The following is a 19,873-nucleotide window of genomic DNA, read 5'->3' as shown; positions in this document are numbered from 1 at the left end:
AGAGCCGTGCCGCACGGTGGGGAAGCGGCTTGCGGGTGCCCTGGCAACGCGGTGGGAAACCGGCCGGGCACCGGCGTCGGTGACGCTATCGGCGGGGGCCTGGCCTACCGGGTGCGCCACGCCCGCTGTCCGCCGTCAGAGGGGCGCGCACGACCGCACACGGCGGGACAGACGTCAGGCGTCCGGCGGTCAGTATCCCGAGGCCGAGCCTGGGTACTCGGGCGCGATGAACGCCATCGCATACGTCATCCCCCACCAAGCAGCCGCGGCGAATCCGGCCGGCCTGGTCGCCGTGCTCATCGGCGGTCTCCTCGTCGCCGGCGCCCTGGTGTGGGCCGTACGGCTCGGCATCAAGGTACGGAGCCGCGAATCGCGGCCCCCGGCACCGAAGGAGCAGCCCACGCGGCCGGGCACCGGGCCGGTCCGCGAGACCCGGGAGATGCGGGAGGGGAACGAGGTTCCCAGGGCGGGAGACGAGACCGAGCGGCTCACCCCGCACGACCTCCAGCCGTCCGGCAGTAAACCCAGCGACGACCAGAAACGCCGACGCTGGAATCAGGGCTCCAGCGGCTCGTTCGGCAGCGGCGGCCCGGGCAAGACGTGACACCGATCTGAGCGATGTGGGGGATTCGGGAGATCTGTGCGACCCCGGCCCCGTGGCCGGCGTGCCGAGGACACCGGCACCTGAGCGGGGCGGGCGAAGTCGGCCAGCGGTGCGGCAGCACGCTGAAGGGGCGCGGGGCTGTACTGATGAGGCGGCTCCGCCGCGGTGGGCAGCGACCGCCACGGCGGCGCCGTAGACCGGCCGACGGCAGATCGCCCCGCCGGCACCGCCCCGCGGCGGAGCCGCCCATCGAGGTGGGCGGCGGAGCGCCTGGTCAGCGCCGCGTGGCCGCCCGGGGCTCCAGGCGCAGGTGGGCGCCCTGGCGCTTGAGTGCGCGCTGGACGAGATGGAAGGGCACCTCGCGGGGGCTGCGGCCGAGCCGGACGGACAGCGCGGCGCAGACACCGGCCGCCTGGCCGGTCGCCATGGAGATGGGCATGACTCGGTAGGACGAGTGCGCCACGTGCGAGCCGGAGATACAGCGTCCGGCGACCAGCAGCCGGTCGGTGTCGCGGGGCAGCAGACAGCGCAGGGGGATGTCGTAGAAGCTGCCGCGGGGGACGCGCTTGAGGACGGTGCCGCTGCCGCGGGGGTTGTGGATGTCCACGGGGTAGGCGCCGTGCGCGACGGCGTCGGGGAAGGAGCGCGCCGTGAGGATGTCGTGTCCGCTCAGGTGGTAGCCGCCGAGGATGCGGCGCGTCTCCCGCACTCCGATCTGGACGCCGCTCTGCGCCACGTACGACTTCTGGAAACCCGGCACGTGCTCGCGCAGGAAGCGGTCGATCTGTGCCATCTGGTGGCGGGCGACGTACTCGGCCCGGCTGAGGTCCCACACGTCGGTGCCGAGCGCCCGGGTGACCCGGGTGCTGTTGACGCTGACCTCGCGGGGGTGCGGGGTGCCGAAGAACAGGATGTCCTCGCGGGGCAGGCGCAGCTCCCCCGCCTCGGTGGCCTCCTCGACGAGCTCCCACAGCCCGTGCACGCCCCGCCACTGGTCGGGATGCTCGCTGACGTACTCGGCGAACCGCGGCTGCACGAAGTCGACGACACGGAACATGAGCGTCATCGGCTGCACGAGCCCGTCCTCCGGGCGGCCGATCTCGTACGGCGCTCCGCACGCGGCGGCGATGTCGCCGTCCCCCGTGCCGTCGACGACGACACCGGCGTCGATCACGACCGGCCCGGACTTGGTCTCGAAGACCACCCGCCAGCCGTCGTCGAGGGGCAGCGCGGTGGAGGCGAAGGAGTGGAACAGCATGCGCACACCCGCCTCGTCGAGCAGGTCGAGGAGGACGAGTTTGTACAGCTCGGGGTCGAACGGCACGGTGTAGCCGGTGTCGGGGGAGGGCGGCGTGCAGCCGCCGCGCGCGGTGAGCCGGTCCAGCAGGAGCCACAGGAACCCGGCCACCACCGGCTCGCCCTCGCCGTGGTCGGTGGGCAGCAGCCGGCGGCCGTATCCGCTCTCGTCGAACACGGCCTGCTTCTGCTCGTTGTGGAAGGACATCAGCGGCATCACCAGTGCCACCGTGGCGTTGCCGCCGAGGAAGCCGTAGCGCTCCACGAGCACCACGCCGGCGCCGGCGTCGGCCGCCGCGTAGGCCGCGGCGGTGCCGGCCGGGCCGCCGCCGACGACCAGGACGTCCGTACGCCCGCCATGGCGGGCCGCACGCGGCGGAAGGGTGACGGTCCGAGCGGGTTGGAGTGGTTCCAGGATCGGCATCGCTTCTTCCCGTCGACTCGGTTGTGTCACCCACGGTCACCCACGGTCACCCACGGCGCGCTCCTCACCAGCGGTCCTCCTGACCTGTGCCCGCCGTGTGCCGCGCGTATCGCCGTCGAGGGAGTCGAGGAGGGCTCCGCAGCGGGCGCAGGTCTCCCGGGCCTGGGTCCGCAGCCCCCGGACCCGGCTGCTCAGGTCCTCGTGCCGCCGGGGGAACTCGTCCCAGAGCCGGTCCACCTCGGCGAGCAGGAGTCCGGCCTGCTCCCGCGCCACGCCGACGAGCGCGGGCGCCCCCGTCCGGCGGGCGAAGTCGAAGACCTTGCCGGAGTAGGGCAGCGGCAGCACGGGCAGGCCGGACAGCGCCGCGAACATCACCACGTGCAGGCGCATGCCGACGACCATGTCCAGGTGGCTCATGAAGCCGAGCACCTCGCCGGGGCTGTAGGAGTTGTGCAGGATGCGGCCCAGGTCGGGCGCGCTCATCCGGGACAGCACGCCGTGCGCGTGCCGCACGTCCTCGCGCTCCATCGGCACGAAGACGACGTGGGCGTCCAGACGCCGGGCGAGGAAGTCCGCGACGTCGGCGAGGAGCGCGTGATAGCCGTCCTCGTCGAGCTTCTCCGCCGCCCGGCCGGGCTCACGCACCGACATCCCGACCAGCCGGGCATCGGTGGGAAGGCCCTCCTGCCGCATCATCTGCTCGGTGAAGGGTTCCGGTGTGAGCAGCAGCGCCGGGTCGGCGCTGACGGTGAGGTCGCGCTCGACGCCGACCTCCTCCAGGACGAGGCGGGACTCCTCGTCCCGCACCACGACGTCGGTCATCTCCGGCAGCACCAGGCGTACGGCCTCCCGGTCGTCCGCCTCCCGCAGCGGGCCCGCGCCGATCGCGTAGGCGAACGTCGGCACGCCGCGCCCGTGGGCCGCCCGCACCAGCCGCAGATAGCGTCGCGCCTCCCCGTCGTAGAGGATCCCGCCGCCGCCCAGCACCAGCAGGTTCAGTCCGGCGACGGCGTCGAGCACGGGCTTCTGCGGGACACCTTCCCAGTCGATCACCTCGTCGGCTTCCCGCTGGTGGGCGCGGGTGTGTTCGGCGTTGCGGCTGAAGACGACGAGTCGGGCGCGCGGCCGATGGGCGCGCAGGCAACTCAGAACACACAGCAGAATCGCTTCGTCGCCGATGTTGCGCCCACCGTACGAGCCGAGCAGGCCGATGCGCAGATCCGACGAAACAGGCGACGGGCGCTGGTTGATCGTCATCCGGAGCTCCTGTTCCGAGGAGACGGGGGACCCTCGGTGCAGTCCGGCTGTTTCTCCGCCAGGAACTGCGGAATCGGGCCTTGGGTGGGGCAACACGCCGTCGATGCGTCGTCGGGCCCGAGTTGCCCGGGTCCTGCGGAGGAAACCTCACGACGGTGCCGGGCCTGCTGGAGTGCCGCAGGGCCGACAGGAGCGGGCGGCGCAGCCAGGTCGCAGGCGCGGGCGGCCCTCCGTGTGGACCCACGGACAGGGGGCACTCGGACCGCCGCGGCGGGTCCGTCCGGGCCGCCGCTCAGGCTGGAGGTGAAGGACATGGGTCATCAGGTTCCTCCGTGGATACTCCGCCGTTCACGGCGGAGAGGAAACGGACTCCCGCGGAGCAGGGCAGGGAGCGGGGTTTCGCCGCCAGGGCGGAAGACCGTGCAGATCAAATCTGCTGGTCAGTTACGACGCAGGTGAAGCGGGCGTTCAAGTACCGCTTCTATCCCACGGACGAGCAGGCAGCCGAGCTGTCACGCACGTTCGGCTGCGTCCGCAAGGTCTACAACATGGCGCTCGCCGCACGCACAGAGGCATGGACGCGGCAGGAGCGGGTGAACTACAACGCCACGTCAACGATGCTGACGGCGTGGAAGAAGACCGAGGAACCGACGACGACAACCTACGGCCGCGCCGCGTGAGCGGCGTGGCCTCGCCCACAGCCGCCTCGCCGACACCCGCCGCCCTCGCCCACGCGCGACCCCGCCCACCCCCCCCGCCCCGGGCGATGCCACGGGACCGTCCTCGCCGTCAGGGCCTGAGCAGAGTCTTGATCATGCCGTCCTCCTTGGCCTGGAACATGGCGTACGCCTTGGGGGCGTCCTCCAGCGGCATCGCATGCGTCTTGAACGTGTCGACACCGAGCGGGTCGTCGTCCGTGAGCAGCGGCAGGATGTCCTCCACCCAGCGCCAGACATTGGCCTGGCCCATCCGTACCTGGATCTGCTTGTCGAACATCGTCAGCAGCGGCATCGGGCTCGCAGCACCGCCGTAGACCCCGGAGACCGAAAGCGTGCCGCCGCGGCGTACGACGTCGATGCCGGCGTGCAGGGCCCCCAGCCGGTCCACTCCGGCATGCTCCATGAGCGGCTGGGCCACGGCGTCGGGCAGGTGCCCGGTGACCCACTGCGCCGCCTTGGCGAACGGTGCGCCATGCGCCTCCATGCCGACGGCGTCGATGACCGCGTCGGTGCCGCGCCCGTCCGTGAGCTCTCGCACCGCCTCCGGCAGGTCCTTTCCGTGTCGTCGCGCGTCGAAGCATGTGACGCCCCGGGCGCTCGCCCGCGACAGACGCTCGTCGACGAGGTCCACGCCCACGACCAGGCGGGCGCCGCGGTGCTGGGCGATCCGTGCGGCCATGTCTCCGATGGGGCCGAGGCCCAGGACGGTGACGGTGCCCTCCTCGGGGATGTCCGCGTACTCGACCGCTTGCCAGGCGGTCGGCAGGACGTCGGAGAGATAGACGTAACGGTCGTCGGGCGGTCCGGCGGGCACCTTGATGGGCAGCTTGTTGCCGAACGGCACACGCAGCAACTCCGCCTGGCCGCCGGGCACTTGCCCGTAGAGCTTGGTGTAGCCGAACAGCGCGGCGCCGCTGTGACGCTCGCGGACCTGGGTCGTCTCGCACTGCGAGTGCAGCCCCTGGTCGCACATGAAGCAGTCGCGGCAGGAGATGTTGAACGGAATGACGACGCGGTCGCCGGGTGTGACCGCGTGGACGTCCGGCCCCACTTCCTCGACCACGCCCATCGGCTCATGGCCGAGGATGTCGCCCGGGTCCAGATAGGGGCCGAAGAGCTCGTACAGGTGGAGGTCGGAACCGCAGATGCCGGACGACGTGACCCTCACGATGATGTCGTCGGGCTTCTCGATCCGCGGGTCGGGAACGGTTTCCACCCGCACGTCTCGTTTGCCCTGCCAGGTCAGTGCGCGCATGGTGTGGCTCCTTCACGGTCGTGGTGATGTTCCGCGCGCTCCGGGACGGGGATCACCGCTGAGCGGTCCCGCGTCCGCGCATGTCGACCGTGGCTCAGTCCTCGCCCCGCACGACGTTCCAGTCGTCCCCGCGCCGCGTCTGCCCCGCGTCGCCCTGGACACTCGCGCGCACGCAGGTACGTATGCTCTGCCCACGCACCCGGCGTGCCCTCGCCCAGCCCGTTTCGGGTCGTTGGACGGCAGGCGTCTTCCTGACTTCCACGGTCACGTCGGTTCATCTTCTTTCTGTATCCGGCCCTGTCGCGGTCCGGTTGGTTCCCTCGCCCCGTAGGGCTCTTGCTCCTCTCCTGAGTGTCCATTCGCAGCCCTGGAAAACGCCGGCGGACCAGGCTTGCCGCCCCGCTCAACAGAGGCGACCGATCCGGACTCTTGGAGTCCGTTGGGCGCGGGTACCCGGCGACGGCACACATGGAGAGGCACGAGAAATGAACGAGAAGAACCCTGATCCGGACCCGCGCACCACTCCCGGTCTGGAGCCCGGAGGGGGCGTGCCGCCCGGCGAGACGCCACCTGCCGAGGGCAGTACGCCCTGGGCCGGCCCGCAGGAGACGTACAACCCGGCGAAGGGCTGGGCCAAGGGCCCTCTGACCGTCATCCTGATCGTCGTCGTGCTGTGCGCGGCGTTCTTCCTCGCCTTCGCGCTGGCGCTGTGACCGACGGTTTCCACGAGGCCGTAGGGGAACCCGTCGCCCGAGGAGGCGAAGATGAGCGACGAGAGCAGGGCGGACGACGCCCATCAGCCCACGGGCAGCAACGAGGAGCAGGAGGACGCCGCACCGCTGGACCTTCAGGACGCGGTGGACGAGCGCACGTACGACGACATGCTCGACGAGGGCTACTCCCCGCCGGAGAAACCGACGGGCGTCACCAAGGCGGGCACCACGGCGGCCGAGCAGCACGCGGGCGAGTCCCTCGACGAGAGACTGGCGCAGGAGGTACCCGAGGCGCCGGTGCCGGACGAGGACGCGCGGACGGACACCACCGGGGAACCCGGCTCTGAGACCGAGGGCACCGGGACCGAGGGCACCGGGACCGAGGGCACCGGGAACGCATCGGCGGGCGCGGAGGAGGCCGCGGTGCACGTCGTGCCCGACGAACGGCTGCCACCGGCGGGTGAAGGCGGGGAGTGAGTCCGTCGGCACACGAGGGAACCCCGGCCCCCGGCGAGCGCAGCGCTGCTCTCGCCGCGTCTCCGCCGAAGGTGGACCATGGCGTTAAGCGAGTGAAGGAGGCCCGCCATGCAGTCCCAGGCCTCGGACTACGACCGCTGGCTGTACGCGCACACCCCGTCGCAGGCCGAGGGGGAGCGCAACGAGCCCGGTGAGCGCAGCGCCACGGAGCAGCACCCGGACGTACCCAGGACCGAACCGTCTCAAGCGGAGGGGGAGCGGGTGGACGACGTCCCGACGGGACGGTGAACCCCGGGACGGGACGGTGAACCCCGGGACGGTGAACTCCGCGCTTCTGGCTCATGCGCCCGGGCGGCGGCGCTGGTAGGTCCACAGCTGGTCGACGAAAGTGAAGCCGAACGAAGCGAAGAGCCGGAGTGCCGGCTCGCCCTCGCGGTTCTGGATGTCGTCGATGACGAGCGAGACCTCGTCGGCGCCCTGCTCGGCCAGCAGTGCCAGAGCCTGGCCGAGCACCTTCCGGCCCAGGCCGCGGCGGCGATGGGCGGGCTGGGTCTCGATCCAGTAAACGGTCGCCGTGCGGTCGGGGCCGACACCGGCCAGGGCTTCCGCGACCGGCTCGGCGGCCTCACGGATGATCAGCCGGTGGCCCGGCGGGACGTCGCAGGGGAAGACGTCGGCGACCAGCTTGGCCGGCGCCGACTCGGCCGGTAGCGCGCAGCGCAGGTAACGGCCCTGGCGGCGGCCGGTGAAACCGGTCTGCAGCAGGACGCGGTGAGTGGTGCCGCGCCGGGTGCGGGGCAGCCCTCCCGGTCCCAGGGGACCCGGCGGTGCACTGACGAACGCCTCGATCTGCGGGCAGGGGGCGAGTTCGGCGAGGGCATGGTCCACCAGGGCGCGCAGAGCGGGCGGGTCCTCCCGGGCGTGGAGCCAGCAGATCGCGCCGGTGCGCACTCCGGCGAAGGAACGGTAGGCGATGACGCCGACCGGGCCGTCCGCGGCGTCCGCCAGGACGCTGATCCTCGGCCGGGCCGGTAGGGACCAGTCGGCCGGGGCGAGCGGACCGGGCCGCGCGGCGGCCAGCTTCTCCGGCGTGCAGAGCGGCTGCCCCGGCAGCCGGTCGGCATCGATCAGGGCTCGGACGCCGGACTCGTCCTCGGGACGATAGGGGCGTACCGTCGCGCTGCTGTCAGGGCTGGGTGAAGAAGCCATGGTCTTCGGTCCGCACAGGTGCTGACGTTGTTACCGGCTACGTCTCAGCCTCCTCCGGTTCGGCACCGCTGTCACGGGCTCGCGGACATACGGCGGAGGGCGCCTGGCCGGCCTTGGTCAGCAGCGAGCGCATCAGGTCGATGACCGGCTGGTGGAGGGGAAGCGTCAGGTGGCCGACACCGGGCACGAGCACATTGCGCGCCTTCAGGTCGGGATGGTCGATGCGGCCCCTGGCAGCGGGGATGACGGCCTCGTCCAGGTCGCTGTAGAAGGCCACGAACCGGGCACGGCATCGCGCGGCCGGCTCGGCGAGTTCGGTCAGTACGTCGCTCCCCGGGCGCAGCTGGCGCAGCAGCGGGTGGGGCGGGGCCAGCAGGGCCGTCACGGTCCCGCTGTGCGGTGTCGCCAGAGTGATCACCAGCGGCACGTACGCGTCTCCGCCGAGCCGCTGGACGTAGTACCGGGCGATCAGCCCGCCCAGGCTGTACCCGATCAGGACCACGGGCCGCCCGCCACCGCGCGCATGCGCCAGTTCCACCTGGTCCCCGAGTGTCCGGGCCGCCGAGCGGATGTCCGGGCTGAGCGCGTTGTAGCTGACCGGGACGAAGGGGCTGGCGCCACAGCCGTCCAGGCCCCGCCGCAGTGCCGAGACGACCCAGTCCCGGTCGGCCAGGCCGTGCACCAGCAGCACCGGGATCCCCGCGCCGGCGGCGGCCGGCTCACCCGCCACCGGCGACAGCGCGGGGGTGGAGCGAGTGAGCCATCCGGCCAGCTGCCCCAGGCCCTCCACGGCTATGTCGAGCGGAAGCCTGGCCAGGCGAACGGCCGCCCGGGCGGCTTCTGCGCCGATGCCGCGTATCGGTGAAAGCCCCGGAACCGACAACTGCGTCCTGAAGGGAGTGCCCGTAACCGCTCACCTCCCGGTATGGAACCCCAATTGTCCTGTTGTTGGAACCGCTGCGCACGCCGACCCGATTCCCCTTGCGTCACTCTGGTCGACCCGGACCGTAGGGATGGCACGGGCGACGCGCAGGGCTGTCCGGCGGATCGTGCGGGGTTGACTCGCCTGGTTCGGCGGGGGCGCGCAGTATGGAAAGTGACCCGAATGACCCAATCTCGCGGAGGTGGACCGCGATGACGCTGCCTGTACGACGTCGGCCCGGCAGCCTGCCGGAGAGGCCGTTCTCCGGCTTCGGATGGGGCGAACCGGTCGCCGCTGAGTTCGACGAGCTGTTCGAGCGCATGAACCGGCTGCTGGAGGGCGCCGCCACCGCCCCGGCCGCCCTGGCCTGGTCCCCGGCGGCCGACATGCGGGAGACCGACAACGCCTACGTGATCGAGGCGGAACTGCCCGGGATCAAGCGGGACGACATCGACATCGAGATGAGCGAGCGGGAACTGCGCATCACGGGTGAGTACCAGGAGCGGGCGCGTGAAGGCACAGTGCGCCGCAGCACTCGCCGTGGCGGCCGCTTCGAGTACCGGGCTCTCCTGCCCGCCGATCTCAGTCCGGACGAGGTCAGCGCGACGCTCCACGACGGTGTCCTGACCGTCACGGTGCCCAAGGCGCAGGCCACCAAGCCGCGGCACATCGAAATCACCGAGTCCTGAAGGCCGGGTGTGCGCCGCCACGCCTTCGCACGGCAGCCCCGCCCCGCGGCTTCGCGATTGCCGTGCGAAGGCCGATCGGGCGGCACGAGGGAGATAGGACACGAAGATGCTGATGCCTCATGTCGGGACCGTCGCCGCGGCGCTGCGCGCCTACCGGTCGGCTCAGGCCGGTCTGCTGCACGACCCGGCGAACCTCCTCCGCCACCGTCGGCTCGACGACGCCGCCTACACCCTCTGCGTCCTCATGGGACAACGCGACGCCGCCGACGCCGCAGCACACGCGGAAGCCTTTCTCGTGAAATCCGGAGCCGACCGGGCCGCCCGCCGGCCCGACCAGGCGCAGACCGCCGTTCCCTGACGTCTACGACGTCTACGCCCTCCACGCGGTGGCCGCCCCGCGCCCCGGCCTGATTCAACGGTGGTCACGCGTGGGTAAGCCGAGCCAGGCAGGGCAAACGAACTGCCGAAGGCTCTGCCCCCTACCTCCTGAGGAGCGGACGTGGACAGCCCCGCCGAGCCGACCGAAACCCACGGCGACCAGATTCACCAGCTGGAGTCCAAGGTCGGCCAGCTGGAGCAAGCTGTCGAGTCCCATGCGTCGATCGACCAGGCCATGGGGGTCATCGTCGCAGTCGGCCGCATCTCACCCGCTGAGGCGTGGGACGTGCTCAGGGAGACGTCCATGGACACCAACATCAAGTTGCGGCAGGTGGCCGAGCTGGTCGTGGCCTGGGGCGCGACCGGCGACCTTGCGGCAGACATCCGGGACGAGCTGGCGCGCAGGCTGCGGCACCGCGGGGCCGCTTGATCACGCCCCGCCCAGTCCCCGGGACGTCACTTCGGCGCCAGGCACGGAAGTCCGCTGCGGCCGGTGTGGTGAGTGACTCAGGCCGTGGTCCCGGGGCCCCAGTGCTCCGGTCCCACGCCGCGCCAGTCGATCCACGTCAGGTGCGCCACGTCGTCCGGATCGACCTCCAGACCAGCTCGGCGGAGGAACTCGGCCAGGTCCCGCAGACCGTACGCCAGGCCCAGGATCTCCCCGTCCACGCGCACCCGCCGGCCGCCCGTCGGCGAAGGCGGGTGCACGATCACGCGAATCGGTGTGGACATGACTTCAGGATCATCCGGACTGTGAGCAGCCGCATGTCAGCGATGAAAGACCGCCCACCGTGCTCTCCGAACTGGTAGAAGACGGGCATGACCCATCACCCCCGTCCTTCCCGCCCGGCTGCTCCCCGCCCCCATGGCGGGGCCCGATGACCGCCGGTATCGACACCCCCGACCGCCGTGGCCGCACCGGGCTCGACCGGACCGGCCTGGACCTGAGCGGCAACCCGCGTGTGAAGGTGCGGGAGGTGACCCTGCTCTCCAGCCACTGGTACGTCGAGCGCGCGACCACGTTCGACTTCCGCCACGCCGACGGCACCTGGAGCACCCAGCAGCGTGAGACACACGACCGCGGCAACGGCGCCACCATGCTTCTGTACGACACCGAACGCGAAACCGTGCTGCTCACCCGTCAGTTCCGCTACCCCGTCTACGTCAACGGCCACCCCGACGGAATGCTGATCGAGACGCCGGGCGGGCTGCTCGACGACGATGACGAGCACCCGGAGATCGCCGTACGGCGTGAGGTGGTGGAGGAGACGGGCCACACGATCGGCGCCGTCCGGCATGTCTTCGACGTCTACATGAGCCCGGGCTCGGTCACCGAACGCGTCAGCTTCTACGCCGCCGAGTACGGACCGTCCACCCAGACCCACGAGGGCGGCGGACTGGACGAGGAGGGCGAGGACATCGAGATCCTCGAAGTGCCCTTCCGCGGAGCCCTGGAGATGATCCGCGCCGGGGAGATCGCCGACGCCAAGACCATCATGCTGCTCCAATGGGCGGCGCTGGAGGGGCCGTTCGCGCGATGAACCGGCGTACTGCCTTGACTTGAAGCGCACTTCAAGCTGAAGACTCCCGTTCACGCGCCCCGAACGCGGACGCGTGAACGGGAGGCACCCGCCATGAAGTACCGCACGATCGGCACCGATCCGAAGACCCGCCGCGAGGTCAGCGTGCTCGCACTCGGCGCGATGCTGTTCGGCTCGCGCACCGACGAGGAGACCTCCTTCGCGGTGCTCGACCGCTATGCCGAGGCCGGTGGCACCTTCGTCGACACCTCCGACAACTACGCCTTCTGGGTGGACGGAAGCCAGGGCGGACAGAGCGAGGAACTGCTCGGCCGGTGGCGGCGCAGCCGCGGCGTCGGCGACGAGATCGTCATCGCGACCAAGCTCGGGGCCCGCCCCCTGGCCCCCGGCACCGGCTATGCCGACCACCCGGGCACCCGGGCCGCCTGACGGTGCTGCGGGAGGTCGCGAAGGAGACCGGCGCGACCGTCAACCAGGTGGTGCTGGCCTGGCAGACCGGCGGCGAGCTGCCGATCGTACCGCTGGCGGGGGCGTCGTCGGTGGCGCAGCTGGACGAGAACCTGGCCGCGGTCGACCTGGAGCTGACCGCCAAGCAGCGGGCCCGCCTGGACGCGGCCCACTGACCGCGACGGCCGTTCGGCTCCGCAGTAGGCTGCTGGATGAGCCGAAGGAGAGCGGGTCATGCCCATGCTTCCCACCGAGCGATCCATCCGGACCACTCCCGAAGGCCTCCTGTGGGAGCCCGGCGAACGCTGGGTGCGCGGCGTCAAGGGCGAGGTCACCGTCGTCGACAGCAGGCATCCGGTCCTCGTCTGGGAGCCCGGACTGCCCGTCCCGCAGTACGCCTTCCCGCGCGAGGAGGTCCGCACCGACCTCCTCCGCCCGGCCAAGGACCCGCCGACCGGCACGCACACCGGTGCGCGGGTCTTCTACGACCTGGAGGCCGACGGCGAGGTGGTGGAGAACGCGGCGTGGGTCTTCCCCGCCGAGGACCTGGCCGGGCACATCGCCTTCGCGTGGTTCCTGCGCTGGGACAGCGGCCTCGACCACTGGTACGAGGAGGACGAGGAGATCTTCGTCCACCCGCGTGACCCGCACAAACGCGTGGACGCGCTGCCCAGCAGCCGCCATGTGCGGGTCGAGATCGACGGCACGCTCGTCGCCGACACCCATCGCCCGGTGCTGCTGTTCGAGACCTCCCTGCCGACGCGGTACTACATCCCGCCCGAGGACGTCCGCCGCGACCTGTTCGTCCCCACCGAGCACCACACGTCCTGCCCGTACAAGGGCACCGCCGACTACTGGTCGTGGCGGGGCGGGGCCGGCGTACCGCCGAACCTCCTCTGGAGCTACCCGGACCCGCTGACCGCGGTGGCCGTGATCAAGGGACGCCTCGCCTTCTTCAACGAGGCGGTCGACATCACCGTGGACGGAGAGCGCGCCGAGCGCCCGGTCACCCCGTTCAGCGCGTCGCTCGGCACCCGGCCGCGCACGCGGTGAAGGGCCGTTCAGGGCCTGACCAGCAGACGGAAGTCGAAGGCGTAGCGGGACGCGCGGTAGATGTGCGTTCCGTACTCGATCGGCCGGCCGGTGTCGTCGTAGGCCGTGCGCTGCATGGTGAGCAGGGCGGCGCCCTCCTTCTCGTCGAGGCGGGCGGCCTCGCCGGGGGTGGCGGAGCGGGCGCCGATGGTCTGGCGGGCGCTGTGCAGGGTGATGCCGGCGGAGCGCAGCAGGCGGTACAGGCCGGTCGACTCCAGGCGGGGCGTGTCCAGGGGGAGCAGGCCGGCCGGCAGGTAGTTGCAGAGGAACGCCACCGGCTGGTCGTGCGTGTGGCGCAGCCGCTCCAGGACGACGACCTCGGCGCCCTCCGCGAGGCCGAGGGCGGCCGCGACGTCGGCGGTGGCCGCCATCAGCTCGTGGCGCAGGACCTCCGTCGTGGGACCCTGCCCGGCCGCCTCCAAGTCGTCGTAGAGACTGCTGAGTTCGAGCGGGCGCTTGACCTGGCTGTGCACGACCTGGGTGCCGACGCCTCGGCGCCGGACCAGCAGGCCCTTGTCGACGAGGGACTGGATGGCCTGGCGGACGGTCGGCCGGGACAGGCCGAGACGGGTGGACAGGTCGATCTCGTTGCCCAGGAGGTTGCCCGGGGCGAGCACGCCGTGCTCGATCGCCGCCTCCAGTTGCTGGGCGAGCTGGTAGTACAGCGGCACCGGACTGCCCCGGTCCAGGGCGAAGTCCACCGCGTCGAGCCCCGGGGTGGCACGCGCGGAGCCGCCGGTCCTCGCCACGCTATCCAACTTCCTGTGAAGGGCGGCCAGTCGGGGCGGGGGTGACGGCCGCGTACCGTACGGTCGTCGCCAGATCCCAGCCCGACAGCAGCCCGTGACACAGCGCCCCGCCGAACGCCGCGACCCCGTCATGGCCGCCGGCCGGCCCGACGCCGGCGGGAGGGACCTCGGCCGTGGTGCCGTCGCGGCGCACGGCGAGCACGCCCTCGGCGCCCTGCCTGACCACCGCCGTCTCGACGCCCGCGTCGAGCAACGCCCGTGCGCACGCCTGCGGTTCGCGGACGCCGGTCATGGTCTCGCATTCGTCGAGGGTGCCGACCGCGACGGTGGCGTGCCGCAGCGCCTCGGCGTAGTACGGGCGGGCCTCGTCGGGGTCCGACCAGGACTGCGGGCGCCAGTCGAGGTCGAAGACGGTGATGCCCGCCCTGCCGCGGGCCTTGAGCGCGGCGAGGACGGCGGACCGTCTGGGCTCGTGGCTCAGACCGGTACCGGTGATCCAGAAGACGCGGGCCGCACGGACGGCGAAGTAGTCCATCTCGTCGGGATCGTCGCCGGTGCAGGTCAGCACGGCGGCGGAGCGGCCCAGGCCGGTGGCGGCGACCGCCACGTCCGCGGCCGCGTCCCCGAGGAAGCCCCCGAAGGTCTCGGCGCGTGTCAGGGGCACCCGGGACCGCAGCGGGTAGAGATCGATTCCTACCCGGCCCATCGTGATGAGATCATATGGCTGGGCTTCGGCCATGCGCGCTCCTCGTCGAGCTCTGCGGGAAGGTGGTCCCCCTTGTGGGGCCTGCCGACTCTCAGGTTGTAGGGCGCGAGGGCCGATGCTGTCAATGGTTTGTTCTTACATTCGGACCTGTTTGTGAAATGATGTCTTGACAAAGTTATTGACAGCGGCCCCGCCAAGGGATTGGATCCCGTCCCAGCAGACCAGCCACGTTCGGCGGCGCAAGACCCGGTCCCGCAAGGGCCCCGGAGCCCGGATCCCCCCGATCCGCCGCCTCCTGCGCCGTCGTTCCCGTCGCACAGTGAGGTGCAGGAAAACGATGGACCGCTCTTCTCGCTCCCGCAGATTCGCCCCCGTAGTGGCCGCGGCGGCGGCAGCTGCCCTGACCCTCGCGGGCTGCTCCAGCAGTTCCGGCGGCAAGAACGCCGAGGAGAGCGCGGACGGCGCCTCGGCAGGCAAGGCCGACACTCCCAGGATGACGGTCGCCCTGGTCACCCACCAGGCGCCCGGTGACACCTTCTGGGACATCGTCCGCAAGGGTGCCGAGGCCGCCGCGGCCAAGGACAACATCGAGCTGATCTACTCCGCCGACCCCAACGCGGGCAACCAGGCCAACCTGGTGCAGAACGCCATCGACCAGAAGGTCGACGGCATCGCGGTCACCCTCGCCAAGCCGGACGCCCTGGCGGACGTCGTGAGCAAGGCGGAGGCGGCGAACATACCCGTCGTCGGCCTCAACTCCGGTGTGAGCGAATGGCAGAATCTCGGCCTGATGGAGTTCTTCGGCCAGGACGAGACGGTGGCGGGCGAGGCACTCGGCAAGCGGCTGAACGAGGCCGGTGCCAAGAAGGCCGTCTGTGTCATCCAGGAGCAGGGCAACATCGGCCTCACCCAGCGCTGTGACGGCGTGGACAACACCTTCAACGGCGAGGTCGAACGCGTCAACGTCACCGGCACCGACATGCCGTCCGTGAAGTCGACGATCACCGCCAAGCTCACGGAGGACAAGGCGATCGACTACGTCGTCACGCTCGGCGCCCCGTTCGCGCTGACGGCCGCACAGGTGGTCGACGAGACGGGCAGCCAGGCGAAGGTCGCCACCTTCGACCTCAACAAGGAGCTGACCAGCGCCATCAGCGACGGCAGCATCGAGTTCGCCGTCGACCAGCAGCCCTACCTCCAGGGCTACTTGGCGGTCGACTCGCTGTGGCTCTACCAGAACAACGGCAACTACATGGGCGGCGGTGAGCAGCCGGTGCTGACCGGTCCGGCGTTCGTCGACAAGTCCAACGTCGACTCGGTCGCCGACTACGCCGCGAAGGGCACTCGGTGATGAGCATGGCTCAACAGGCTGAGCCGGCGGTGACCACACCGCCGGCCTCCGGCCCCGGCAAGGAAACCGACGGGCGGACCGCCGAACGGCCCCTGGCCCTCCGGCTGCTCGCCCGCCCCGAGGTGGGAGTCTTCCTCGGCGCTGTCGCGGTGTACGTCTTCTTCCTCATCTCGGCGCCGCCGGTCCGCGACGGCAGCTCGATGGCGAACATCCTGTACCAGTCGTCGACGATCGGGATCGTGACGATCCCGGTGGCGCTGCTGATGATCGGCGGGGAGTTCGACCTGTCGTCCGGCGTCGCGGTGATCAGCTCGGCGCTCACCGCGAGCATGCTCAGCTACCAGCTGACCCTGAACGTCTGGGCCGGTGTGATCGTGGCCCTGCTGGTCTCGCTCGCGGTCGGGTTCTTCAACGGCTGGATGGTGGTCAAGACCGGACTGCCCAGCTTCCTGGTCACGCTGGGCACCTTCCTGATCCTCCAGGGCGCCAACCTGGCCGTGACGAGACTGGTCACCGGCGATGTCGCGACCGACAACATCAGCGACATGGACGGCTTCGACCAGGCCAAGTCGATCTTCGCCTCGTCCTTCGAGGTCGGCGGCGTCAATGTGAAGATCACTATCGTGTACTGGCTGGTCTTCGCGGCGATCGCCACGTGGGTGCTGCTGCGCACCAAGTACGGCAACTGGATCTTTGCGGTCGGCGGCAACAAGGACAGCGCGCGAGCCGTCGGTGTGCCGGTGAACTTCACCAAGATCTCACTGTTCATGCTGGTCGGCTTCGGTGCCTGGTTCCTCGGCATGCACCAGCTGTTCTCCTTCAACACCGTGCAGTCCGGCGAGGGTGTCGGCAGCGAGCTGATCTACATCTCGGCGGCGGTGATCGGCGGCTGTCTGCTGACCGGCGGCGCCGGCAGTGCGATCGGCCCGGTCTTCGGGGCCTTCATGTTCGGCATGGTGCAGCAGGGCATCGTCTACGCTGGCTGGAACGCCGACTGGTTCAGGGCGTTCCTCGGCGTGATGCTGCTCGGCGCCGTCCTGATCAATCTGTGGGTCAGCCGTACGGCGACCAGGAGGTGACCTGATGACATCCACCAACGGAACAGGCACGCACGGCGCCGTCCTCATGGACAAGGTCCCCGACAAGGACGCGCCGCTCGTCGAACTGCGCAACGCGGGCAAGTCGTACGGCAACATCCGCGCCCTGTACGAGGTCGATCTGAAGGTCTTCCCCCGGCAGGTCACCTGCGTCCTCGGCGACAACGGCGCCGGCAAGTCCACCCTCATCAAGATCATCTCGGGTCTGCACCAGCACACCGAGGGCGAGTTCCTCGTCGACGGCGAGCCGGTGCGGTTCTCCACCCCGCGCGAGGCCCTCGACAGGGGCATCGCCACCGTCTACCAGGACCTCGCCGTGGTCCCCCTGATGCCGGTGTGGCGGAACTTCTTCCTCGGCTCGGAGATGACCAAGGGCCCGTGGCCGATCCGCCGCCTGGACATCGAGCGGATGAAGAAGACGGCCGACGAAGAGCTGCGCAACATGGGCATCGTCCTGGACGACCTGGAGCAGCCCATCGGCACCCTCTCCGGGGGCCAGCGCCAGTGCGTCGCCATCGCCCGAGCCGTCTACTTCGGCGCCCGCGTCCTCATCCTGGACGAGCCCACCGCCGCCCTCGGCGTCAAGCAGTCCGGCGTGGTCCTGAAGTACATCGCCGCCGCCCGCGAGCGCGGCCTCGGCGTCATCTTCATCACCCACAACCCCCACCACGCCTACATGGTCGGCGACCACTTCAGCGTGCTCCGGCTCGGCACCATGGAGCTGAACGCCTCCCGCGACGACGTCAGCCTTGAGGAACTCACCAACCACATGGCCGGCGGCACCGAACTCGCTGCCCTCAAGCACGAGTTGGCGCAGGTGCGCGGGGTCGACGTCGAGGAGCTGCCGGAAGAGGAGGACCTCACCGCCCCCGTGGCGACGCCCTCCGAAGGGAAGACCCTGAAATGACCCCCCGCGCTGGCCCGGATCCGGGTCGGCGCGGCCCCCGACTCCTGGGGCGTCTGGTTCCCCGACGACCCCCGGCAGGTGCCCTGGGAACGCTTCCTGGACGAGGTCGCGGAAGCCGGCTGCCGGACACTTGCCCAGTGCTCCGCCTTTCAGGGTGGAGGTGCTAGCCGGTAGTGACCCGGAGGGAGTCAGGCCTGCGGAGGCCGTGTAAGACCGACCCTCACCGGTCGGCGGTGGCCCGTGAAACAGGAACCCGTGGTGGTACCGCGATGGAGGTCCCCCGGTTCGAGCGAAGTCGAGAACTGGGGGAGGTACGGACTGGAATCCTCTGCCCTCGGGCAGGAGAGGACGTCGATCCTGGATCGAGCTGGGCCCGTACGGCTGTCTCCCGACCGGCCTGGCCCGACCGGGTCACCGAGGGTGCCGTTCGGGCCGGGCCGGGCGTGGAGCTGTTCGCGACCGTCGAGCAGGACATGTACCCGTGCGAGCCCGGCAAGCCGCTGCCCATCGCTGTCCGTACCCGGAGGTTCCTGCGGTCCTGCGGCGCCTAATGGGAGCTGCCGGGTCGGAGAGACTCGGTGCCGTAGCCGCCAGCAGGTGAGCACTTATGTCGCCGGAACCACTGTGAGTTCTGTGGTCAGACCGTGCCCCTGCTGGTTGGCCGGAAGGCCATGACCGCTGATGGGGTGGCGTGCCCGCCGAGCTGAGCGTGAGCACTGGATCCATTAGGCCGCGTGCCGTGTCTTCCGCGGGCTGCATGACCGGGAAGTACCTGACCTGGAGGATGAGTTGCTGCTGATCGGCGACGACTGGGCCGAGGACCACCACGATGTCGAAGTCCAGGACACCACCGGCCGCCGCCTCGCGACCGCAAGGTTGCCCGAGGGCGCGGACGGTATCACCAAGCTCCACGAGCTTGTGGCGAAGCATGCGGGTGAGGACCTCGTCCCCTGCGACGTGATCGTCGGGATCGAGACGGACCGCGGCACCTGGGTGCAGGCCCTGCTTGCGGCCGGCTACCGGGTCTACGCGATCAACCCTCGGCAGGTCGCCCGGTTCAAGGAGCGGTACAGCACCTCCGGCGCCAAGAGCGACAGAGGCGACGCCCACGCGCTGGCCGACATGGTCCGCATCGACCGCGACCAGCTGCGGCCCATCGCCGGCGACAGCGACCAGGCCCAGGCCGTCAAGGTCGTCGCCCGCGCCCACCAGACCCTGATCTGGGAACGCACCCGCACCTTCCAACGACTGCGCAACACGCTGCGCGAGTACTTCCCCGCAGCCCTGAACGCCTACGCGAGCCTGGAGCTGACCAGCACCGACGCGCTGGAACTGCTCATCAAGGCGCCCACCCCCCAGGCGGCGGCCAGGCTCACCCGCATCCAGATCACCGCCATCTTGGCCCGCGCCCGACGCCACAACCGGGACCAGAAGGCCGGGGCCATCCAGGCCGCCTTGCGCGAGAAGCACCTGGAACTGCCCGAGCCGGTGGCCGCCGCCTACGGGGCCACCACGACCGCCCATGCTCGTCTCCTGATCGCCCTCAACGAACAGATAGCCGCGATGGAAGAGCAGGTGAAGGCGCATTTTCTCGCGCACCCGGACGCTGAGATCTACCTCTCCATGCCCGGCATCGGAGAGATCACCGGCGCCCGGGTGCTCGCCGAGTTCGGGGACGATCCCACCCGTTACAGCTCCGCCAAGGCCCGCAAGAACTACGCCGGAACCAGCCCCGTTACCCGGGCCTCCGGCAAGAGCCACACCGTCCAGGCCCGCTACGTGCGCAACAACCGGCTCGCCGACGCGCTTCAGCGCCAGGCGTTCTCCGCCCTGCGGGCCTCACCCGGCGCCCGCCGGTACTACGACAAGCAGCGAGCCCGCGAGGCCGGCTACAACTCTGCCCTCCGCCAGGTCGGCAACAGGCTCGTCGGCATCCTCCACGGATGCCTCAAGACCCGCACCCTCTACGACGAAGCAACCGCCTGGTCGCACCACGCACAACCCCATACCGCTTGACACCAAACGACATGGGGTGTCTGA

General features: G+C 70.6%; 22 protein-coding genes and 3 pseudogenes. 17 read left to right on the top strand and 8 right to left on the bottom strand.

The features are described 5' to 3' along the window. Positions 1–226: 226 nt before the first annotated feature. The gene (locus GFH49_RS31675) at positions 227–604 is read left to right on the top strand and encodes a DUF6479 family protein (RefSeq protein ID WP_155059500.1); all 378 of its coding nucleotides are present in this window, start codon (positions 227–229) and stop codon (positions 602–604) included. A 274-nt stretch (positions 605–878) separates the two neighbouring features. Here GFH49_RS31675 and GFH49_RS31670 read toward each other — a convergent pair whose 3' ends face one another. Together GFH49_RS31670 and GFH49_RS31665 are read right to left on the bottom strand one after the other, a co-directional pair. Next, the gene (locus GFH49_RS31670) at positions 879–2,324 is read right to left on the bottom strand and encodes an FAD-dependent oxidoreductase (protein ID WP_155059499.1); all 1,446 of its coding nucleotides are present in this window, start codon (positions 2,322–2,324) and stop codon (positions 879–881) included. 36 nt (positions 2,325–2,360) lie between these two features. After that, complete coding sequence (locus tag GFH49_RS31665) at positions 2,361–3,581, bottom strand: polysaccharide pyruvyl transferase family protein (protein WP_155059498.1); 1,221 nt, start codon at positions 3,579–3,581, stop codon at positions 2,361–2,363. A gap of 455 nt (positions 3,582–4,036) precedes the next feature. On the opposite strand from GFH49_RS31665, the pseudogene GFH49_RS31660 reads away from it, so the two are divergent. Next, a pseudogene (locus GFH49_RS31660) lies at positions 4,037–4,228 on the top strand (helix-turn-helix domain-containing protein); the annotation flags it as partial. 142 nt (positions 4,229–4,370) lie between these two features. On the opposite strand, the gene GFH49_RS31655 reads toward GFH49_RS31660, so the two are convergent. Beyond that, on the bottom strand, positions 4,371–5,555 hold the full coding sequence (locus GFH49_RS31655; protein WP_155059497.1) for an alcohol dehydrogenase catalytic domain-containing protein: 1,185 nt from the start codon (positions 5,553–5,555) through the stop codon (positions 4,371–4,373). A gap of 485 nt (positions 5,556–6,040) precedes the next feature. Here GFH49_RS31655 and GFH49_RS31650 point away from each other — a divergent pair, with 485 nt between their 5' ends. The 3 genes from GFH49_RS31650 to GFH49_RS31640 all read left to right on the top strand — a co-directional run bounded on the left by GFH49_RS31650 (position 6,041) and on the right by GFH49_RS31640 (position 7,033). After that, positions 6,041–6,268, top strand: coding sequence for a DUF6480 family protein (locus GFH49_RS31650; protein WP_155059496.1), 228 nt, complete (start codon positions 6,041–6,043; stop codon positions 6,266–6,268). Between the two features lie 51 nt (positions 6,269–6,319). Further along, positions 6,320–6,745 carry a hypothetical protein gene (locus GFH49_RS31645; protein WP_155059495.1) on the top strand — a complete coding sequence of 142 codons (426 nt, stop codon included), beginning with the start codon at positions 6,320–6,322 and terminating at the stop codon, positions 6,743–6,745. Positions 6,746–6,853: 108 nt separating this feature from the next. Beyond that, a complete protein-coding gene (locus GFH49_RS31640) occupies positions 6,854–7,033 on the top strand; it encodes a hypothetical protein (protein WP_155059494.1) in 180 nt (59 codons plus the stop codon). Between the two features lie 51 nt (positions 7,034–7,084). Here the strand turns inward: GFH49_RS31640 and GFH49_RS31635 are convergent, their stop codons facing one another. Together GFH49_RS31635 and GFH49_RS31630 are read right to left on the bottom strand one after the other, a co-directional pair. Then, positions 7,085–7,954 (bottom strand): GNAT family N-acetyltransferase, encoded by an 870-nt coding sequence (locus tag GFH49_RS31635; protein WP_155059493.1) that lies wholly within the window; start codon positions 7,952–7,954, stop codon positions 7,085–7,087. A 37-nt stretch (positions 7,955–7,991) separates the two neighbouring features. Then, a complete protein-coding gene (locus tag GFH49_RS31630; RefSeq protein WP_155059492.1) occupies positions 7,992–8,837 on the bottom strand; it encodes an esterase/lipase family protein in 846 nt (281 codons plus the stop codon). 251 nt (positions 8,838–9,088) lie between these two features. Between GFH49_RS31630 and GFH49_RS31625 the strand changes: the two genes are divergently transcribed. The 3 genes from GFH49_RS31625 to GFH49_RS40655 all read left to right on the top strand — a co-directional run bounded on the left by GFH49_RS31625 (position 9,089) and on the right by GFH49_RS40655 (position 10,373). Then, entirely contained in the window at positions 9,089–9,565 is a 477-nt protein-coding gene (locus GFH49_RS31625) for an Hsp20/alpha crystallin family protein (RefSeq protein ID WP_155059491.1), read from the top strand. 106 nt (positions 9,566–9,671) lie between these two features. After that, positions 9,672–9,923, top strand: coding sequence for a DUF5133 domain-containing protein (locus tag GFH49_RS31620; protein ID WP_155059490.1), 252 nt, complete (start codon positions 9,672–9,674; stop codon positions 9,921–9,923). Between the two features lie 141 nt (positions 9,924–10,064). Continuing rightward, positions 10,065–10,373 carry an ANTAR domain-containing protein gene (locus tag GFH49_RS40655; RefSeq protein ID WP_230396611.1) on the top strand — a complete coding sequence of 103 codons (309 nt, stop codon included), beginning with the start codon at positions 10,065–10,067 and terminating at the stop codon, positions 10,371–10,373. A gap of 77 nt (positions 10,374–10,450) precedes the next feature. Here the strand turns inward: GFH49_RS40655 and GFH49_RS31610 are convergent, their stop codons facing one another. Further along, positions 10,451–10,675, bottom strand: coding sequence for a hypothetical protein (locus tag GFH49_RS31610; RefSeq protein WP_155059489.1), 225 nt, complete (start codon positions 10,673–10,675; stop codon positions 10,451–10,453). Positions 10,676–10,821: 146 nt separating this feature from the next. Between GFH49_RS31610 and GFH49_RS31605 the strand changes: the two genes are divergently transcribed. The 3 genes and pseudogenes from GFH49_RS31605 (at position 10,822) to GFH49_RS31595 (ending at position 12,984) form a co-directional block, all read left to right on the top strand. Continuing rightward, entirely contained in the window at positions 10,822–11,484 is a 663-nt protein-coding gene (locus GFH49_RS31605; RefSeq protein ID WP_155059488.1) for an NUDIX domain-containing protein, read from the top strand. 93 nt (positions 11,485–11,577) lie between these two features. After that, positions 11,578–12,107 (top strand): annotated as a pseudogene (locus GFH49_RS31600) (aldo/keto reductase). Positions 12,108–12,165: 58 nt separating this feature from the next. Beyond that, positions 12,166–12,984: a DUF427 domain-containing protein gene (locus tag GFH49_RS31595; protein WP_155059487.1), complete on the top strand. Its 819-nt coding sequence runs from the start codon at positions 12,166–12,168 to the stop codon at positions 12,982–12,984. An 8-nt stretch (positions 12,985–12,992) separates the two neighbouring features. Here the strand turns inward: GFH49_RS31595 and GFH49_RS31590 are convergent, their stop codons facing one another. Next, on the bottom strand, positions 12,993–13,772 hold the full coding sequence (locus tag GFH49_RS31590) for a GntR family transcriptional regulator (protein ID WP_155059486.1): 780 nt from the start codon (positions 13,770–13,772) through the stop codon (positions 12,993–12,995). 1 nt (position 13,773) lies between these two features. After that, positions 13,774–14,511: a PfkB family carbohydrate kinase gene (locus GFH49_RS31585; RefSeq protein ID WP_155059485.1), complete on the bottom strand. Its 738-nt coding sequence runs from the start codon at positions 14,509–14,511 to the stop codon at positions 13,774–13,776. A 304-nt stretch (positions 14,512–14,815) separates the two neighbouring features. Here GFH49_RS31585 and GFH49_RS31580 point away from each other — a divergent pair, with 304 nt between their 5' ends. From GFH49_RS31580 to GFH49_RS31560, 6 genes and pseudogenes are all read left to right on the top strand, one after another. Continuing rightward, a complete protein-coding gene (locus GFH49_RS31580) occupies positions 14,816–15,829 on the top strand; it encodes a sugar ABC transporter substrate-binding protein (protein ID WP_155059484.1) in 1,014 nt (337 codons plus the stop codon). After that, the gene (locus GFH49_RS31575; protein ID WP_155059483.1) at positions 15,829–16,908 is read left to right on the top strand and encodes an ABC transporter permease; all 1,080 of its coding nucleotides are present in this window, start codon (positions 15,829–15,831) and stop codon (positions 16,906–16,908) included. Before GFH49_RS31580 ends, GFH49_RS31575 begins: the two co-directional genes overlap by 1 nt. Positions 16,909–16,912: 4 nt before the next feature. Next, entirely contained in the window at positions 16,913–17,833 is a 921-nt protein-coding gene (locus GFH49_RS31570) for an ATP-binding cassette domain-containing protein (RefSeq protein WP_155059482.1), read from the top strand. Positions 17,834–17,842: 9 nt separating this feature from the next. Beyond that, positions 17,843–17,953: pseudogene (locus GFH49_RS40650) on the top strand (2-keto-myo-inositol dehydratase); the annotation flags it as partial. Positions 17,954–18,102: 149 nt separating this feature from the next. Further along, positions 18,103–18,384, top strand: a complete 282-nt coding sequence (locus GFH49_RS41660) for a hypothetical protein (RefSeq protein ID WP_408055973.1) — start codon at positions 18,103–18,105, stop codon at positions 18,382–18,384. Between the two features lie 238 nt (positions 18,385–18,622). Next, complete coding sequence (locus GFH49_RS31560) at positions 18,623–19,849, top strand: IS110 family RNA-guided transposase (protein WP_155053965.1); 1,227 nt, start codon at positions 18,623–18,625, stop codon at positions 19,847–19,849. Positions 19,850–19,873 lie beyond the last annotated feature (24 nt).

The organism is Streptomyces blattellae (assembly GCF_009709555.1).
Lineage (GTDB): Bacteria > Actinomycetota > Actinomycetes > Streptomycetales > Streptomycetaceae > Streptomyces > Streptomyces blattellae.
This window is presented reverse-complemented; position numbering and strand designations above follow the sequence as displayed.

Bases quoted from the DNA above. Each gene is read 5' to 3' on its own strand.
- GFH49_RS31575 (WP_155059483.1), top strand. From the start codon at position 15,829: ATGAGCATGGCTCAACAGGCTGAGCCGGCGGTGACCACACCGCCGGCC.
- GFH49_RS31645 (WP_155059495.1), top strand. From the start codon at position 6,320: ATGAGCGACGAGAGCAGGGCGGACGACGCCCATCAGCCCACGGGCAGC.
- GFH49_RS31650 (WP_155059496.1), top strand. From the start codon at position 6,041: ATGAACGAGAAGAACCCTGATCCGGACCCGCGCACCACTCCCGGTCTG.
- GFH49_RS31605 (WP_155059488.1), top strand. From the start codon at position 10,822: ATGACCGCCGGTATCGACACCCCCGACCGCCGTGGCCGCACCGGGCTC.
- GFH49_RS31635 (WP_155059493.1), bottom strand. From the start codon at position 7,954: ATGGCTTCTTCACCCAGCCCTGACAGCAGCGCGACGGTACGCCCCTAT.
- GFH49_RS31595 (WP_155059487.1), top strand. From the start codon at position 12,166: ATGCCCATGCTTCCCACCGAGCGATCCATCCGGACCACTCCCGAAGGC.
- GFH49_RS41660 (WP_408055973.1), top strand. From the start codon at position 18,103: ATGGAGGTCCCCCGGTTCGAGCGAAGTCGAGAACTGGGGGAGGTACGG.
- GFH49_RS31585 (WP_155059485.1), bottom strand. From the start codon at position 14,511: ATGGCCGAAGCCCAGCCATATGATCTCATCACGATGGGCCGGGTAGGA.
- GFH49_RS31675 (WP_155059500.1), top strand. From the start codon at position 227: ATGAACGCCATCGCATACGTCATCCCCCACCAAGCAGCCGCGGCGAAT.
- GFH49_RS31580 (WP_155059484.1), top strand. From the start codon at position 14,816: ATGGACCGCTCTTCTCGCTCCCGCAGATTCGCCCCCGTAGTGGCCGCG.
- GFH49_RS31610 (WP_155059489.1), bottom strand. From the start codon at position 10,675: ATGTCCACACCGATTCGCGTGATCGTGCACCCGCCTTCGCCGACGGGC.
- GFH49_RS31665 (WP_155059498.1), bottom strand. From the start codon at position 3,581: ATGACGATCAACCAGCGCCCGTCGCCTGTTTCGTCGGATCTGCGCATC.
- GFH49_RS31655 (WP_155059497.1), bottom strand. From the start codon at position 5,555: ATGCGCGCACTGACCTGGCAGGGCAAACGAGACGTGCGGGTGGAAACC.
- GFH49_RS31625 (WP_155059491.1), top strand. From the start codon at position 9,089: ATGACGCTGCCTGTACGACGTCGGCCCGGCAGCCTGCCGGAGAGGCCG.
- GFH49_RS31640 (WP_155059494.1), top strand. From the start codon at position 6,854: ATGCAGTCCCAGGCCTCGGACTACGACCGCTGGCTGTACGCGCACACC.
- GFH49_RS31670 (WP_155059499.1), bottom strand. From the start codon at position 2,324: ATGCCGATCCTGGAACCACTCCAACCCGCTCGGACCGTCACCCTTCCG.
- GFH49_RS31570 (WP_155059482.1), top strand. From the start codon at position 16,913: ATGACATCCACCAACGGAACAGGCACGCACGGCGCCGTCCTCATGGAC.
- GFH49_RS31620 (WP_155059490.1), top strand. From the start codon at position 9,672: ATGCTGATGCCTCATGTCGGGACCGTCGCCGCGGCGCTGCGCGCCTAC.